Origin of the sequence: Stieleria marina (genome assembly GCA_007741555.1) — a bacterium.
GTDB lineage: Bacteria > Planctomycetota > Planctomycetia > Pirellulales > Pirellulaceae > K23-9.
Window position 1 is genome coordinate 1,287,755 of sequence record CP036526.1, and the last position, 14,081, is coordinate 1,301,835.

At 53.1% G+C, this 14,081-nt stretch carries 14 protein-coding genes; 7 read left to right on the top strand and 7 right to left on the bottom strand.

Annotated elements, in window-relative coordinates:
* The first annotated feature begins 34 nt into the window (after positions 1 to 34).
* The 5 genes from K239x_RS04600 (at position 35) to K239x_RS04620 (ending at position 4,782) form a co-directional block, all read left to right on the top strand.
* On the top strand, positions 35 to 253 hold the full coding sequence (locus K239x_RS04600) for a hypothetical protein (protein WP_145416463.1): 219 nt from the start codon (positions 35 to 37) through the stop codon (positions 251 to 253).
* A gap of 63 nt (positions 254 to 316) precedes the next feature.
* The gene (recA, locus tag K239x_RS04605; protein ID WP_145416464.1) at positions 317 to 1,453 is read left to right on the top strand and encodes a recombinase RecA; all 1,137 of its coding nucleotides are present in this window, start codon (positions 317 to 319) and stop codon (positions 1,451 to 1,453) included.
* Between the two features lie 696 nt (positions 1,454 to 2,149).
* Entirely contained in the window at positions 2,150 to 3,172 is a 1,023-nt protein-coding gene (gene floA, locus K239x_RS04610; protein ID WP_473163588.1) for a flotillin-like protein FloA, read from the top strand.
* Positions 3,159 to 3,587 carry a hypothetical protein gene (locus K239x_RS04615; protein WP_145416466.1) on the top strand — a complete coding sequence of 143 codons (429 nt, stop codon included), beginning with the start codon at positions 3,159 to 3,161 and terminating at the stop codon, positions 3,585 to 3,587. Before floA ends, K239x_RS04615 begins: the two co-directional genes overlap by 14 nt.
* A 232-nt stretch (positions 3,588 to 3,819) precedes the next feature.
* Complete coding sequence (locus tag K239x_RS04620) at positions 3,820 to 4,782, top strand: hypothetical protein (RefSeq protein WP_145416467.1); 963 nt, start codon at positions 3,820 to 3,822, stop codon at positions 4,780 to 4,782.
* Between the two features lie 51 nt (positions 4,783 to 4,833).
* Here K239x_RS04620 and K239x_RS04625 read toward each other — a convergent pair whose 3' ends face one another.
* Genes K239x_RS04625 through K239x_RS04635 form a run of 3 tightly spaced genes read right to left on the bottom strand, consistent with a single transcriptional unit; the run spans position 4,834 to position 6,700 of the window.
* Positions 4,834 to 5,025, bottom strand: coding sequence for a YheU family protein (locus K239x_RS04625; protein WP_419189672.1), 192 nt, complete (start codon positions 5,023 to 5,025; stop codon positions 4,834 to 4,836).
* Between the two features lie 14 nt (positions 5,026 to 5,039).
* Complete coding sequence (locus K239x_RS04630) at positions 5,040 to 5,723, bottom strand: CDP-alcohol phosphatidyltransferase family protein (protein ID WP_145416469.1); 684 nt, start codon at positions 5,721 to 5,723, stop codon at positions 5,040 to 5,042.
* Positions 5,724 to 5,734: 11 nt separating this feature from the next.
* Complete coding sequence (locus tag K239x_RS04635; RefSeq protein ID WP_419189673.1) at positions 5,735 to 6,700, bottom strand: phosphocholine cytidylyltransferase family protein; 966 nt, start codon at positions 6,698 to 6,700, stop codon at positions 5,735 to 5,737.
* A gap of 814 nt (positions 6,701 to 7,514) precedes the next feature.
* On the opposite strand from K239x_RS04635, the gene K239x_RS04640 reads away from it, so the two are divergent.
* Entirely contained in the window at positions 7,515 to 7,973 is a 459-nt protein-coding gene (locus K239x_RS04640; protein WP_145416470.1) for a hypothetical protein, read from the top strand.
* A 97-nt stretch (positions 7,974 to 8,070) separates the two neighbouring features.
* On the opposite strand, the gene K239x_RS04645 is transcribed toward K239x_RS04640, so the two are convergent.
* Positions 8,071 to 9,834 (bottom strand): arylsulfatase, encoded by a 1,764-nt coding sequence (locus K239x_RS04645; protein WP_145416471.1) that lies wholly within the window; start codon positions 9,832 to 9,834, stop codon positions 8,071 to 8,073.
* Between the two features lie 157 nt (positions 9,835 to 9,991).
* A complete protein-coding gene (locus K239x_RS04650) occupies positions 9,992 to 10,840 on the bottom strand; it encodes a PP2C family protein-serine/threonine phosphatase (RefSeq protein WP_145416472.1) in 849 nt (282 codons plus the stop codon).
* Between the two features lie 221 nt (positions 10,841 to 11,061).
* Between K239x_RS04650 and K239x_RS04655 the strand changes: the two genes are divergently transcribed.
* On the top strand, positions 11,062 to 12,429 hold the full coding sequence (locus tag K239x_RS04655; RefSeq protein WP_145416473.1) for a sulfatase family protein: 1,368 nt from the start codon (positions 11,062 to 11,064) through the stop codon (positions 12,427 to 12,429).
* A 30-nt stretch (positions 12,430 to 12,459) separates the two neighbouring features.
* On the opposite strand, the gene K239x_RS04660 is transcribed toward K239x_RS04655, so the two are convergent.
* On the bottom strand, positions 12,460 to 13,743 hold the full coding sequence (locus K239x_RS04660) for an Lpg1974 family pore-forming outer membrane protein (protein ID WP_145416474.1): 1,284 nt from the start codon (positions 13,741 to 13,743) through the stop codon (positions 12,460 to 12,462).
* A 135-nt stretch (positions 13,744 to 13,878) separates the two neighbouring features.
* Positions 13,879 to 14,019, bottom strand: coding sequence for a hypothetical protein (locus K239x_RS28265; RefSeq protein WP_419189674.1), 141 nt, complete (start codon positions 14,017 to 14,019; stop codon positions 13,879 to 13,881).
* Between the last annotated feature and the right edge of the window lie 62 nt (positions 14,020 to 14,081).

Below are 14,081 nucleotides of genomic sequence, written 5' to 3' on the forward strand. Positions count from 1 at the left end.
AGGTCAGGGACGGCGAGGTCAGAGACGGCAAGTGATGAATGACGATCCGCTGGTTCTGCGGATTGAGTCGTCTTTGCGTGCTCTCAGAACCTTTGGAGGCTACCAAGAGCTTCAAAAACGCGGTATTTCCTTGTCGGTGACCAAACGTGTCACCCCTGGGACGGATATTAGTTGTGTCAAGCAAACGACAACTTCCTTCTCCACTTTACCAAGCGAGATTGTTTTGGTTGTTGGTTTGCTAAACGACCGGTAGGATGCACTTATTCACTGGTCTATTGTGAACTTCATTCGGTTATCAGAGCAAGGATTTAAGGGAATGGCCAAAGCAAAAAAAGCAACCGCAGCACAATCCAAGGGCGTCAAGTTGGATCCCGGTATGAAGGCGGTCTTGGCGTTGGAGCCAGGTTTGAAAACCACGCTTCAGCAGATCGAAAAAACATTCGGCGATGGAGCCATCATGCCTTTGGGGGCGTCGGACAAGCTTTCCATCGACGGCATCCCGACTGGCAGCCTAAGCCTGGACATGGCGTTGGGCGGTCAAGGAATTCCACGCGGCCGAATCATCGAAATCTTTGGACCTGAGTCCAGCGGTAAAACAACTTTGGCTCTGCATTGTGCTGCCGAAGCTCAAAAGAAAGGTGGCATCGCCGCCATCATCGATGCTGAGCACGCGTTTGATCCTAGCTGGGCCAAAAAGTTGGGCGTCGAATTGGACACGCTCTTGGTTAGCCAACCAAGCTGCGGCGAAGAGGGGATGCAAATTTGCGAAATGTTGGTCAAGAGTAACGCTGTCGATGTCATCATCATTGACTCGGTTGCGGCCTTGGTACCGAGGCGAGAATTGGAAGGCGAAATCGGTGACAGCCACGTTGGTCTGCAAGCTCGTCTGATGAGCCAGTCGATGCGAAAGCTGACCGGTGCGATCGCCAAAAGCAAATGTGCGGTGATCTTTATCAACCAAATTCGCGAGAAGGTCGGCGTGATGTTCGGTAGTCCCGAAACCACACCGGGTGGACGTGCGTTGAAGTTCTACTGTTCCTGCCGAATCGATGTTCGCCGTATTGGTGCGTTGAAAGATGGTGAAGAGCAAGTCGGCCAGCGTGTCAAAGCCAAGATCGTGAAGAACAAAGTCGCACCTCCTTTCCGTGTGGCCGAGTTTGACATGATGCACACTTGCGGCATCAGTTACGAAGGCGACTTGCTGGACCTGGGAACAACCCACAACGTGGTCAACCGTAGCGGATCGTGGTTCAAGTACGGCGAAACCTACTTGGGCCAAGGTAAAGAGAAAGCACGTAACTTCCTGATCGAAAACCCCGACGTCGCCGAAGAGATCAAGACGAAGGTCATGTCCGAAGGCGGCTTTGGTCCTCCGTTGGAAGAAATTCCCGAAGGCAGCGAAGCGGCTGAAGACTTTGAGGACAGCGAAGCAGCCGAAGCAGCGAACAGTTAATCTTCGCTCACTCCAGTTCAGTTCTTGCCAGAACCGACCGTCTCGCGATTCTATCTCCATGGAATCACGAGGCGGTTTTTTTTGTGATCTAGACAGCTGCGAAACAGCACCATCGCTTGCGAATTGTGGGCTGGGATTCCAAGTTTTTTACTCGTTTTCTAAGGCCTACGCGATTGCCACGCCCCGTATCGCAGGGGGGCTCCTATTGCCACGCTATCGAATGGCCCTACAGTGGTTGGTAGACAAGTTTGCGTGTCCGCAACGTTGTGCGATTAAGTGGTTGCCGTAAAAGCGACGGCCGCGATTTCGCAAAACGGTGGTAGATGATTCACAACAAAACTCTAAGTCGGTACCAGAATTCTTATCCTGTGTGCCGAAAGTTACGATTTGAATGACTCAATGGCATTTCGGCCCCTTCGCCAAAGATGCCCAAAAATGGGTCGCGAAGGTTAAATCAATAGGATTGAGCTGGTAGCTACGTGCATCCGGCCTGTTCAATTCTGAAACGCTTGTTAAGGCTTCGCATCACTCTGACACGTGATGCGTCATGAGATCTTGATGAAGTCAGATTCACACTGACATTGATACGTGGGCTTCTCTTTCGTCCGCGTGAAAGAAGGCTGTGTCGAGAGCGGTTGTTCTCTCGACAAGCAGGAAGACGTCTGCCCCTTGAAGGAGGCAGTTGCGATGGAACTGATGGTAAGCAGTTGGCTGCCAACCGCGGGACAGGCAATGGGCGGAGTTGCGATCATCGCGATTCTGATCGGCTTGGTTCTGATCGGATTGTTTGCGAAATGGGGATCCTATTGGGTTCAAGCGTACATGTCCGACGCCGACGTCTCCATGGCAAGTTTGGTTGCTATGAGCTTTTTGCGGATCGATCAGCGAATGATCGTGACCAGCAAAATCATGGTGCGACAGGCCGGGTTGCCAATTGATGGAAACAGCGGAATGTCTACTGCGCGTTTGCAGGCTCATACCTTGGCGGGTGGAGATGTCACGAATGTTGTGAAAGCAATTATCGCTGCACATCGTGCCAATATCGATCTTGATTTCGATCGTGCATGTGCGATCGATTTAGCCGGTCGCGATGTGCTTCGTGCTGTCCAGACCAGTGTCTCCCCCAGAGTGATTCACTGTCCCAAAGAAGCGGAAGACGGCAAAACGACTCTCAGTGCGGTTGCGAAGAATGGCGTGGAGCTTCTGGTCGGAGCACGCGTTACTGTCCGCACTAACTTGACGCAGTTGATCGGCGGTGCGACCGAGGAAACGATCATTGCGCGTGTCGGGCAAGGGATCATTACCGCCATCGGCTCAGCCAAATCGCACATGGATGTGCTTGAGATGCCATCGCAAATATCCGCGGGGGCTATGGCGCACGGATTGGATGCCAACACCGCATTTACGATCGTGTCGATCGACATCGCTGATATTGATGTCGGCGAAAACATCGGAGCACGCCTCCAGTCAGACCAAGCCGACGCGGACATCCGAATTGCTCGCGCGTCGGCGGAAATTCGGCGAGCCGAAGCGCTTGCCGAAGAGCAGAAGATGAAGGCAAAAGTCACTGAGAACCGCGCCGCGTTCGTACTGGTGGAGGCGAAAGTGCCTGCTGCGATTGCCGATGCGTTTCGTGCAGGTCAGTTGCGCAGCGAACGGCAAGTGATCGAATCCACCCGTCCACGCCCGTCACATCGAAGGATGCATGATGAACGCTAAGTCAGTTGAAGTTCCAAACTACGTGCTGCTCGATCGCGCCGAGCGAATCGCTCCCGAATTGCTGCCATCTGAATCGGGGCAGAACTGTGTCGCGATCTACGGCTTTTCAGACAAGCAGCCCTATGATGCGTTTTGCGAAAACAGTGAACTTGCGCTGACGCCCTATCCACTTGTGAAAGGCTATTTGCAAAATCGACTCGAAGCTGCCGGAGACACGATTCTGATCGTAGCCATCGATGCGGCGAGCCCGGATCAGACGACTTTAGATGCGGCGACGATGCAGTCCGTGTTAGTAGCTATGAGTCAACAGTCACCGCTCGTTGAAGTGACTCATCGACTTACCAGGGACGACCCATCGAACGCTTACCGTGTTGAAGAATGCGGCTCCGTCGTGCCCCTGCGGCTCTTCAAGTAGACCACTCGCACTCGAAGAGACATTCGCCTGAGCCGGCAGCAAGTGAAGTATAATGGGCGTTAGCGATTCACCCCAGTTAGCATGGCGGATGCCTCTCTGGCTCTGTATCGACGCATCCATAGTGGATGAGCATTTGGTTGATGCATCCCCTAAAGATCGCGAACTTTTCGGTCGTTTATGGTTTGGATGTAGGCGATAATAGGTTTTTCCATCAACACAGGATCTGGAGCCGATGAACGCGCAAGTTGACAGACGCAGGTTTGCGATCGGGAGTTCGGCGTTGGTGGGAGGCCTGCTCGTGGGAAACAAGTCTCCCGCGATCGCCGACGAAAGAAGTTTGACTGAGAAGCGGTTAGTCTTGCTCGGCGTCAATGCGTTGGCGCGGGCCCCGGAGATGAAGTATTTTGCGGATGGGCATCGCGGTGCAGCGATGATTTCGGCGCACCTGATGTGTGTTGACAACCACTTGGACGACGCGGCTTCTGCACGGATCGTGGAACTATTTGATCGCAATTGGGCACCGTCGAAGATTTGCGAGCCATATCCCGCGCAAACCCCGATCTCAGACGCAACGGAAAAGATCGGTCAAACGCTCGCTGGTGGCAGCGGGGTTTTGCGTGAAGTGGGGCACGATGCGATTTTTGCGATGCACGCAATCAAGGCGTTTCGGATGCTGCCCGAGGCAGCGACACCGCAGCGGGTTGAGGGAGTTTGCAATTTGATTCGGGCGATCAAGCCGTGGCGTGACGTCAAGCCAGATGACGACGTGGTTCCGCCGCCTTTCAGCGATGAGGTTGCCGCCTCGGAATTTATCTTGAAAGAGGCGAGTGATTCGATCGACCGCTTCAAGGGTTTTGGGCAAGGGTTCGCCGGTCACATGCTGACGTTTGGGCAGTCGCTGGTAGAGATGGCTGCGATGGGCGATGTCGAGTGGGCAGAGAGTTGCCGAACGGCTTTCCGAAAATACGTCAGCGTAACTCGAATGGGCCCGCAGCCTGGCGATCGCAAGATCAAGGATCACCAGTTCAGCAAACTGCGGCCCAGTGACACCGAGTATTGGAAAAGGCGTGGCGATAAGACGCTGGGGATCGGCCACGTCTTTAAGTATCCCTACGCCTACTACGATTTGCTCGCAAGGGCCAACGACGTGGCGCTAAAAAAAGAGATCGAATCCAAGGCGTGGCAGTTGTTTTGATCGCGATCGATGCTCGCGGTGACTAATTTTCAAAAGTTAGCTGCACTAGATCTACACGCGAATGATGTTGCAAGTTTTCGATTCAGGATCGAAATGGAGTTCGGCCTCGCCGTTGTTCAACTGTCGCATCACACTTGCCACGCGTTTGTCTACGTCGGAGTGGTCCGTGCCGTCGCGTGTGACAAACTCCAAGACGATCCCCGCCAGCGTACCGGCGGCAAGTGCGGAAGGGGGAATCTGCATTCTGAAATCGTTTGCTACTGAGGTTCTGAGTGGACTGTCGGTCGAAAATGCGACAACAGTGCCCATCCAAATGAATACAAGTAAGTACCAATGAAAGCGGCTGCGAGAAAGAGCAAGGTGTTTGGTACTAGCCAGGCGACCAGCAATGCAACATTGACCAGACCAATTGCAACAGCCGATTTGGTCAAGCCGCGGATCATGAATCGCAGCTTCCACGGCAGGATCATGGTGATTGCATTGAGTGCGAATGCAACGATCAAATAGGGGGATGCATCGAAAGCAAACTGCTCACTGAGCAAAAGAATAAAAAACACATGACGCACCAACTCATTGGTCGGTGAGCCCGTCCCTGGCTTGGTAGCCGGATCCAGCCGAGAAACACTACGTAGTATCACGACTGCGACGGCAATGAGCGCTGCGGTCGTGCAGATGCTGCCAAATGCCATGCCCACGAACATCAAGATCACGCTGTGCGATATAGCGTCGCAAACGTTATCAAGGCGAGCTCCAAATTCACTGCCAATATTTAGCAGCTTGGCCAAAATTCCATCCAGATCGTCCATTACATTGCAGAAGATGATCAGCGGGAATAGGTACATCTCACCGGTGCTGCCAAACAACAGGCAAACGGGCAGGACCCCCAGTATCGACGCAACGTTCGCCAGGTTTTGACGAACCAGTTGGAGTGGTGTTTGCAATGCGATTTCACTTAGTTCAGGTGAGGCGGAAATGTCATTCGTGAAACCGTCAGTGGCGTGTTGATGATTTCGGCGGAGAGTTCCGCTGGAAACATCAACTCTGCCTTTTGCAGGTCTTCTAACGTGTCGATTTCGTACCAGCGACCTTTGTCGAATGGTACGGCGTCCATCATGATGCTTCCGTCACCAAGCATTTCCGCAAGTACCGTTTCGTAGTATTCGTTGACGCGTCCCGCCGTGACATGAGACGAAAGTCGCTGCATAAACCGTCGCCAAGTTTCTCTGGAAAAACTGTACATGTTGACGGTCTTGTGCATGATTTCGCCGAAGGCTTTCGCACCAGCAAACTGGAATGCCGTGACATGTTGCGCAGTATCAACCGTGACGGTTGTTCCATTCATCCAAGGCAGCATTCGCGAAACGGCCATCCGGTCAGGATGCAACATTTCCAGCAGTAGCTTTGAATCAAATACCACATCACTTTCAAGCAACAGGCACGGCTCGTCGATCGTCTGCCGGGCCAGCCAGAGTGAATAGAGATTGTTTGTGGTCGCGTAGCGCGGATTAATGACGAGTTCAATATCAATTTCGTCATTGCTATCGTCTAGGAATTCTCGAACTCGGTGATCCAAGTATCCAACGACAATTACCAGTCGTTTAAAATCATGTTCGCACAGCGATTGAATCAGTCGCTGCAGAATTGAAACGCCGCTTACTTCTGACAAGCATTTGGGAGCGTCGTCGGTAAGAGGTTTGAGCCTGCTGCCTGTGCCGGCAGCAAGCAGGACGGCTGTGCTAATCGACGTGTTAGCTTTGCAGTCTGAAGAGTTCCTTGGCTGAATCATGTGCACGATGCTTTCAGTTGAACCTGCGTTCAACGATAGGAGGATTTTGCCGGTGTCGGTAGCATGCCAGTGTTCGATGTCAGGACGCAGAACGCCTGGCTCGTTGACACACCGGCAGGGGTTGCGTGTCATCGCAGCGCGTTTCACATCGATCTGTCTTGTACAACCAAACAACAGGTTGTGCCGCGACAGGATGGTGAGAGTGGTTCGTTGGCAAAGAGGCAGCCAAAGCCAATCATCGAAACGCCGCGGATGATGAACCAGCAGCGCGCCACCGATGGAAGGTGGCTCGGGGTGCGAGAGCACCGCCAGATAGCTTGCGTCTGAAAAAACGCAAGCTCTTGATCAAACCCACAGCGGGAATCGCCTTGGGATTTCCATGCGAGAATTTGACCGAACGTTCAGCAATCGATGTGAAGAATGCTCAGGCATCGTCTTTCGACGCTGCCTTGAAAACGCCGCTTTGATTGGCAGAAAGAAGCCTTCGCGAGATCTTCACAAAGGAAAGCTTAGCAAGAATCGCCGCATTTGTTAGGTCAATTCAATGGAGCGAACTCAGCCGCCTGCGTATTCGACACATGGCGATAGGCGTTTTGATCCCGTGTATTGCGAGCTAAAGTCGGTTGCCCCTTCAATTCGTTCAGTTTCTGCGTCGGTGGGAAGCGAATATGCGTTATGTTGGCTGAATGAGAACTGAGTGATGGATAAGGCGTTTGGGCAGGCAACTGCGACGCTTATAGAATTTGCTCCGAAGAGAGTTGAGCTTTTTCGACTCTAGTAACCCGCTCGTTCTTTTTTACGGTCGATTCGACCGAACGCTTGTCAGCCAGGTTCCCTCTTTCAGCCGCATGCTGAATCAGGGGCATCGCATCGCTGACTTTCGCCGTCTGTTTCACTCTGAATACAGACCAAATTTCGTTACGAAAGTAAATAGTTAGGACACAAGATGCCAAGAATACGTCATCGAAGCTTTCAGATATATGACTTCTTGCAGGAAGCCAACGACGCGTTGGCATCAAAGTCAGCTCGCATCAACACCTATTCGCTTGACCCTGATTTGTGGAGGTTTCGACAACTTGATGTTCAGATTCGGCCAACTGGTGTGGCACACGTAACGTTCAAGCCAAGGGCAGACGTCGATTCAGATTCTGGCAGCGATGTCGAACTTGACTTTGCAAACGATCTCGGACGCGATCTTGCCGACTTGGCTGACCTGTTGACCAACGGTAGTCGTGCCGTGTTGGACTTTGAGGGAGTCGAAACCTTCAACGCCGACGCAATCGCTAAGCTGAGCGACTTCAACGGCAAGCTGACTCACAAAGGCAGTCGATTTGTGTTGTGCAATCTTGGACCGACGACGCGTGATTCGTTTTTTCCAAACGCCCGCACCAAAGCCAACTCCTAATCGCTGACGAGTCGAAGCAGGCTGCCTGATCAGCAAGCCGATACGAAGAAGTTTGAAGGAGAGAACCGTCCACGCTGTAGCTACCAAGAGGTCAAGTTTAGTTACGGGTTAGGACAACTTGGTGGGGGCCTTGAACCTGACCGCCGAAGTCCAGGTCGATTGAAAGTTTTAACTCGCCTTCATCAATTTTGACACTCGCCGTGTGACCGCGTTGCTGCTTTGCCGTGATCGGAATCGTGGAAGTGACGTCACCAATCTTGATTGTTGCTTTCCCTGACGAAGAATCGTCGGAGGCAAGGATGATCTCAATCGTGTAGTTTCCGGCTTCGGGGTTTTCCAAGAGCCAGAATCCGTTGGAGCCTGCCGCCCAAGGTCTCCCTTGCGAGTGTCGCCAATCTTGACGGGTCAGTACCGTGACCGGTTCGTGTTCGGTTCCGATCACAATTCTTGGAGCTGCGTAGTTGTCCGGCCGACTGGAACTGACATCGGTGAACCACGTTTTGTAGGCATTGCTCAAACGCTCTACGACCTTGGGATGACTGGCGGCAAGGTCCTTCTTCTGACGTGGATCTTGGCTTAGATCATACAGTTGTAACTTCGGCGGGCCGTCTAGTTTTTCCGTGCCGAAACCGCTTGGATGCACCAGTTTCCAGTTTTCTTCGTGCAATGCGAAATGATTGAAAAGTTGTGGCACGTTGCCGCGATGTGACTGAAAAACTAACTGCCGTTTTGCCCACGTTGCTTGGTCTTGCGTCAGCAAAGGCAGGAAGCTCCGACCATCCAATTGGACTCCTGGCGGAACGTCGACTTCGCACGCATCTAGGATCGTTGGCAGGATGTCGATGTGAGCGCACATTGCCGCCGAGGTTTGGTCTTGAGACACTTTCGCTGGCCAATGGAACAGCAGCGGTGAGCGGATGCCTCCGTTGTCGACGTGTGTTTTCATGCCCCGCATGTCACCGACGAATCGCATGGTGTTGGGGCCATTGTCATTGAGGTAGATGACGATCGTGTTTTGGCCGATTCCAAGTTGATCAAGCTTCTCAAAAAGCCGCCCGACGTTTTCGTCGATGTTAGTAATCATGGCGGCGATGCGGGCAAGTTTGTCGAACTCCTTTTGCTTTCGCTTCTCTGGGATTTTATTGACCAAGATCGGCGTGAAATCGACATTTCGGTATTCTTCGTAGAGCTTGGGTGGGACGTCATGAAATGGTCCGTGCGGAGCGTTGGTCGCGATGTAGGTGAAGAAGTTCTCGCCACGTCCCACGCTTTCGCCGATGAATTCCATCGCTGCATCGAAATAGATGTCGGTGCAGTAGCCCTTCATCTGAACTTCATCGCCGTTCTTCAATAGCGTTGGGTTGGTGTACTTTCCTTCGGCGCCAATCGGATCCGATGGTTGTCCGATTCCGCCACCGCGATGAACCAGACTGTCTTGAAATCCCTGGTCCATGGCTCGGAGCGGATAGTTGTCACCCATATGCCACTTGCCGTAGATGCCTGTGCGGTAGCCAGCGTCGCGCAGGAACTCCGCCATTGTGATTTCATTGGTGTCCATCATCGCACGACCGACGTACGTGTCGACGCAGCGAGTTCGATAGTTGTATCGGCCGGTCATCAGACTGGCTCGCGTGGGGGCACAAACCGGGCTCACGTAAAAGTTGCTCAAGTAACCACTGCGATCATGCATCGCATCCAGTTGTGGCGTGCGAATAATCTCATTGCCGACAAAGCCATAGTCGCCACCTCCTTGGTCATCACTCATAATGACAACTACGTTGGGGCGTTCGGCCAGTGCATGCTGCGAACAGAAGGTCGCGACAAAAAGAACGACGAATGAAGCTTGGCGGAGATTCGACATGGCAGAATTTCAAAGCAAGTTGCAGGCTGAAGAAAACCGGTTACCGGTTGTATTTCAAAGAAAGAATAACCCATCAAGCGTCACTGCTGGGACAGCCAGGTCTGCCGGCGACTGCCATCTGCCAGCGTTTCGCACTACGCTCCAAGCCTCAGCCCAGCTAGTCAATGTTCGTCTTGTCCGCAACGTTTCGTAGCAAGCGAAAGGGCGCGAGCAAACTGTCCTTCAGCGGCGTCCCACTGCCATTAGCTTCGCACAGTAGGACCGTCATGTCGTCATGTTCCAGGTTGCAAGGATTCAATTCCCCGATCTGCCGAATCAGATCGGGGATCAGGTTGGCAGGTTCTCTGGTATCCAATTGGGAAACCAGCTGCAGGACTCCATCGCAACCGAGTGGTTCCCCGTCGCTATCTTCAGATTCGCTCAACGCGTCGCTGTAGCTAAGGACCATGTCGCCGGGTTGAAGCTGGATGTCTTGTTGGAAATACGCTGCGTCATCGCAAACACCCCAGGGAATGTCAGCGATGACGCCGGCGCGTTCTTCGCCGTCTGAAAGTTCGCTCCAGACACCCGATGCCTGGCGGTACAAAAACGGCGGTGGATGCCCGGCATTGCAAAGTGAGTAAGTTCGCGTGGGCGCAAAGAATGTGCTGACCAACGCCGTCGCAAATTCACTGGTCTTATTCAGCTGAGCGAACTGCTCATTCATCCCTGTGACAAGCCGGGATTGGCGAACGTAATTGACGTTGCGCCGCATGAGATCCCGAAGCCCGATCGCAATTTTGGAGACCGCTTCGCCATGACCGCTCACATCTGCCAGCAAGATTCGCGAAACTCGCCCCGACGCACAAGAAGAGAGGAAGTAGACATCGCCCCCGGAATCGGATCCCGGATAGGGCTTCGAGAAGGCCCAAATGCGCAGGCCTGGCGTTTCGATGGTGCGATCGACAGCCTGGTTTCCGCCCCAGACTTCCATGCACTGCATTCGTTCGGGGCTGACAGGGTTCAATGGGAGATTCGCAATCGTAACGAGGAATTAAAGTGCCATGACTAGCGGCGACTAAGGACTATTGCGCTGTGACAAGTCGGCATTGGTAAAGCGTGAAAGGCCACCTGTGGTGCAACTTTCAAGGTGTTGCGGTGGCGAGCATCTGCAGAATCGATCCTGTGTAGCAAAGTCTCTTTCGTTCGCGTGACTTCTGAACTCTAGGATCGACTAAAATAACGTTCATGAAAATTGCTTACCAATCATTCCTGTTGCTCACTGTCGCTTGGGTGACCGCCGGAAACGCAGACGAATCGACCCCACCCAACATACTCTTCATTTTTGCAGACGACGTCGGGCAAGAAGCATTGGAGTGCTATGGAGGTCAGTCTTACTCGACTCCTCACCTGAATGAACTCGCGCGGACGGGGATGACGTTTAATCAGACCTACAGCATGCCGGTTTGCCATCCCTCGCGATTGACTTTGATGTCAGGGAAATATCCGTTCCGTTTTGGCAAGGTCAGTTGGGGAGACTATCCGGCAAAAGCCGAAGCCCAGACGTTCTCCAGTCTTCTCCAACACGCTGGATACAAAACGGGTATCGCGGGCAAATGGCAGCTTTGTTTGTTGGCGGACGACCCACTGCATCCACAGCGAATGGGATTTGACCACTGGGATCTATTTGGCTGGCACGAAGGTCCACGCTACTACGACCCGATGATCTATCGAAATGGAAAGGTGCGAATAGACACGAAGGGTTTCTACGGTCCGGATCTTTATGTGCAAAGCGTGATCGATTTTATCAAGACGAATCGAGAGCAGCCTTTCCTGGCTTACTACTCCATGGCCGTCGCCCACGAAGTGACCGATGACTTGACGCCGCCGGTCCCGCACGGCCCGCTGGGGCGTTACGACAACTACGCCGAAATGGTCGCAGAAACGGATCGCAACGTTGGTCGGCTAGTAGCTGCTTTGGATGCGCTGGAGCTGAGACAAAAGACACTGATTCTGTTTGTGGCAGACAATGGAACGCCGCCGGAGATTATCATCCGCGCCGAAGGCCAGGAGCTGATCAAGGTGCCCGTCGTATCGCGTCGCAACGGACAAGACGTTCCGGGAGGAAAGAAGCAGTTGACGGATGCCGGAACCAACGTGCCGATGATCGCCAATTGGTCTGGCACAATCAAACCGGGGCAAGTCGTCGACGATCTAGTGGACTTCAGCGATTTCTTGCCGACATTCATGGACTTGGCGGGACAACCGCTTCCCGACGGTCTTGAACTAGACGGCGTCAGTTTTGCCAATCGACTACGAGGAACAGGTTCTTCGACACGATCATTTGCCTACTGCGAGGAAGCCGTATTGCCCAAGCCGGGTGGCGTAGAACCTGATGGAGAAAGTTCAGGCCTGCGATGGGTGCGAACCCAGGACTGGAAGCTTTACAACGATGGACGACTTTATCACATGGCCGAAGATCCGCTGGAGCAGTATCTGTTGACGGCAGCACACGATGACGAGCGGCGGACAGCGATCCGCAGTCAGCTGCAAGGGACTTTAAATGACTTGGGCAAACCTGCCGCGGACCAGTTACCAATCCGGGCTCAGGACTGACTCTGTCCCGATCGATCACTGTTCTAGCGGTTACCAAGTCACTTCGGTGCCGACGGTGACACCGGCAAAGGAAAGTGAATCGTCCATTGGGCTGTCGCCGGCAACGCCTCTGTCGGTTCCGGTAAAGACGGCAGTCGGATTGGGACCGCCGACGTTGGTGAACGTCTGAGTCTCGAACGCAACCGTCAACGCAAGCCAATCCGTGGCCGCCAAGCGAACGCCCAGTTGGATCTCCGCGTTGCCAGAAAGTGTGTCGGCTCCATCGCTGGATAGTCGGACATCATCACTTCCGATTGCCTGCAGAGAATCGTTTGCGTCATCGTAAACCGAGAACTCTTTGTGACCGAACAAAAGTGATCCACGGAGATTTGCGAAGATGGCCAGTCGACTGACTCCTAGGTCGTGTTGTAAACGCATCGCAGCCGTCGGGCCAACGCCTCGAAACGAAGAGTCGGCTCGGACGCTCCCGACGTCGGTCGCAGCTCGGTAACCTTGCGCCGCCTTGGCGTACCGGATTCCTGCATAGATATCCAAAGGCGCCGCAATGTGACGTTGTAGTTCCCAGTCGATCACGTCGGTGCGAATGCTGCTTTGAAAGTGGCCGTCTTCGATGGAGCCCAATCCGACGGTGATATCGCCATCTTCTACCAAGTAGCCCACTCTGCCATCATTTCCCGTTGGAATCAGGCCATTGTCATTGTTGGCCAGGAAAGATTTGCTGTGGCGAAATTGCCAGTAGCGAACACGCCAGCCAAGTGTATCGTTTGACGTTTCATGACCGAATTGCACTCGAGGGCTGTGCTGAATTTTCCACGGAAACGCCACGTGAGCGTACCCGTCGTCCGTCTGCACAATTACTCCGGTCAAGTTTTCCTGCATCGGTTGCACAATGACACTTTCGTACGTCGAAAACCACCTGGATTTGCGATTGGCAGCAGACCTTGGTGACGACATTCGCAGCTGCGAATTAAGTGAGGCAATTTGAGTTTCTTGGGACTGCAATCGGTTTTGCATGTTTTCGATTGCGATCAAGAAATCGGCCTTCGCAGCCATGGTGGTCGTGTGGTCGGTTGTCATCACCACATCAGCTGGAGATTCGTCATCGTAAGAGACCGGTTCGACGAACGACGGTGCCTGATTGATCTCGGGAAGACTGTCAAACTTGAAGGGGGCGTTCGCCGGAATCTGAGCGTTTGCTGAGGAATGAAATAGAGTCACTGCCGCGACGATCGCGCTGAGCAACCCACCTAGCGTTGGCAGCCGACGTTTTGATCCGCGAACGTGCAGCAGAGCTTGGGGATTGCGTGACAACATGTTGATAAACCTAGGACCGTATTTAAATGCTATAGCGGAGGGACCAAACACTTGCTATTTCAGCGGTGTTCATATGTCACTCATTTGATTCCTGACTGGGAGTTTGCGTTGCCGCGAAACACGTGTCAGTGAAAGTCATGCAAAGGAAACGCTGTGTTTTGAACTGAATGCGAGCCCGGTAATAACAGGGTGACGAACGCGTTCATGCATGCCGTTTAACAAAGGAAGCTGCTTCTCGATAGACCACTTCGCAATCTGCATTTTTGCAAGTTTCATAGTGAAACTCTCTATCAGGCTGCGCCGTGAAACTCTATTTAACAACGAACTATCTTTCGGTT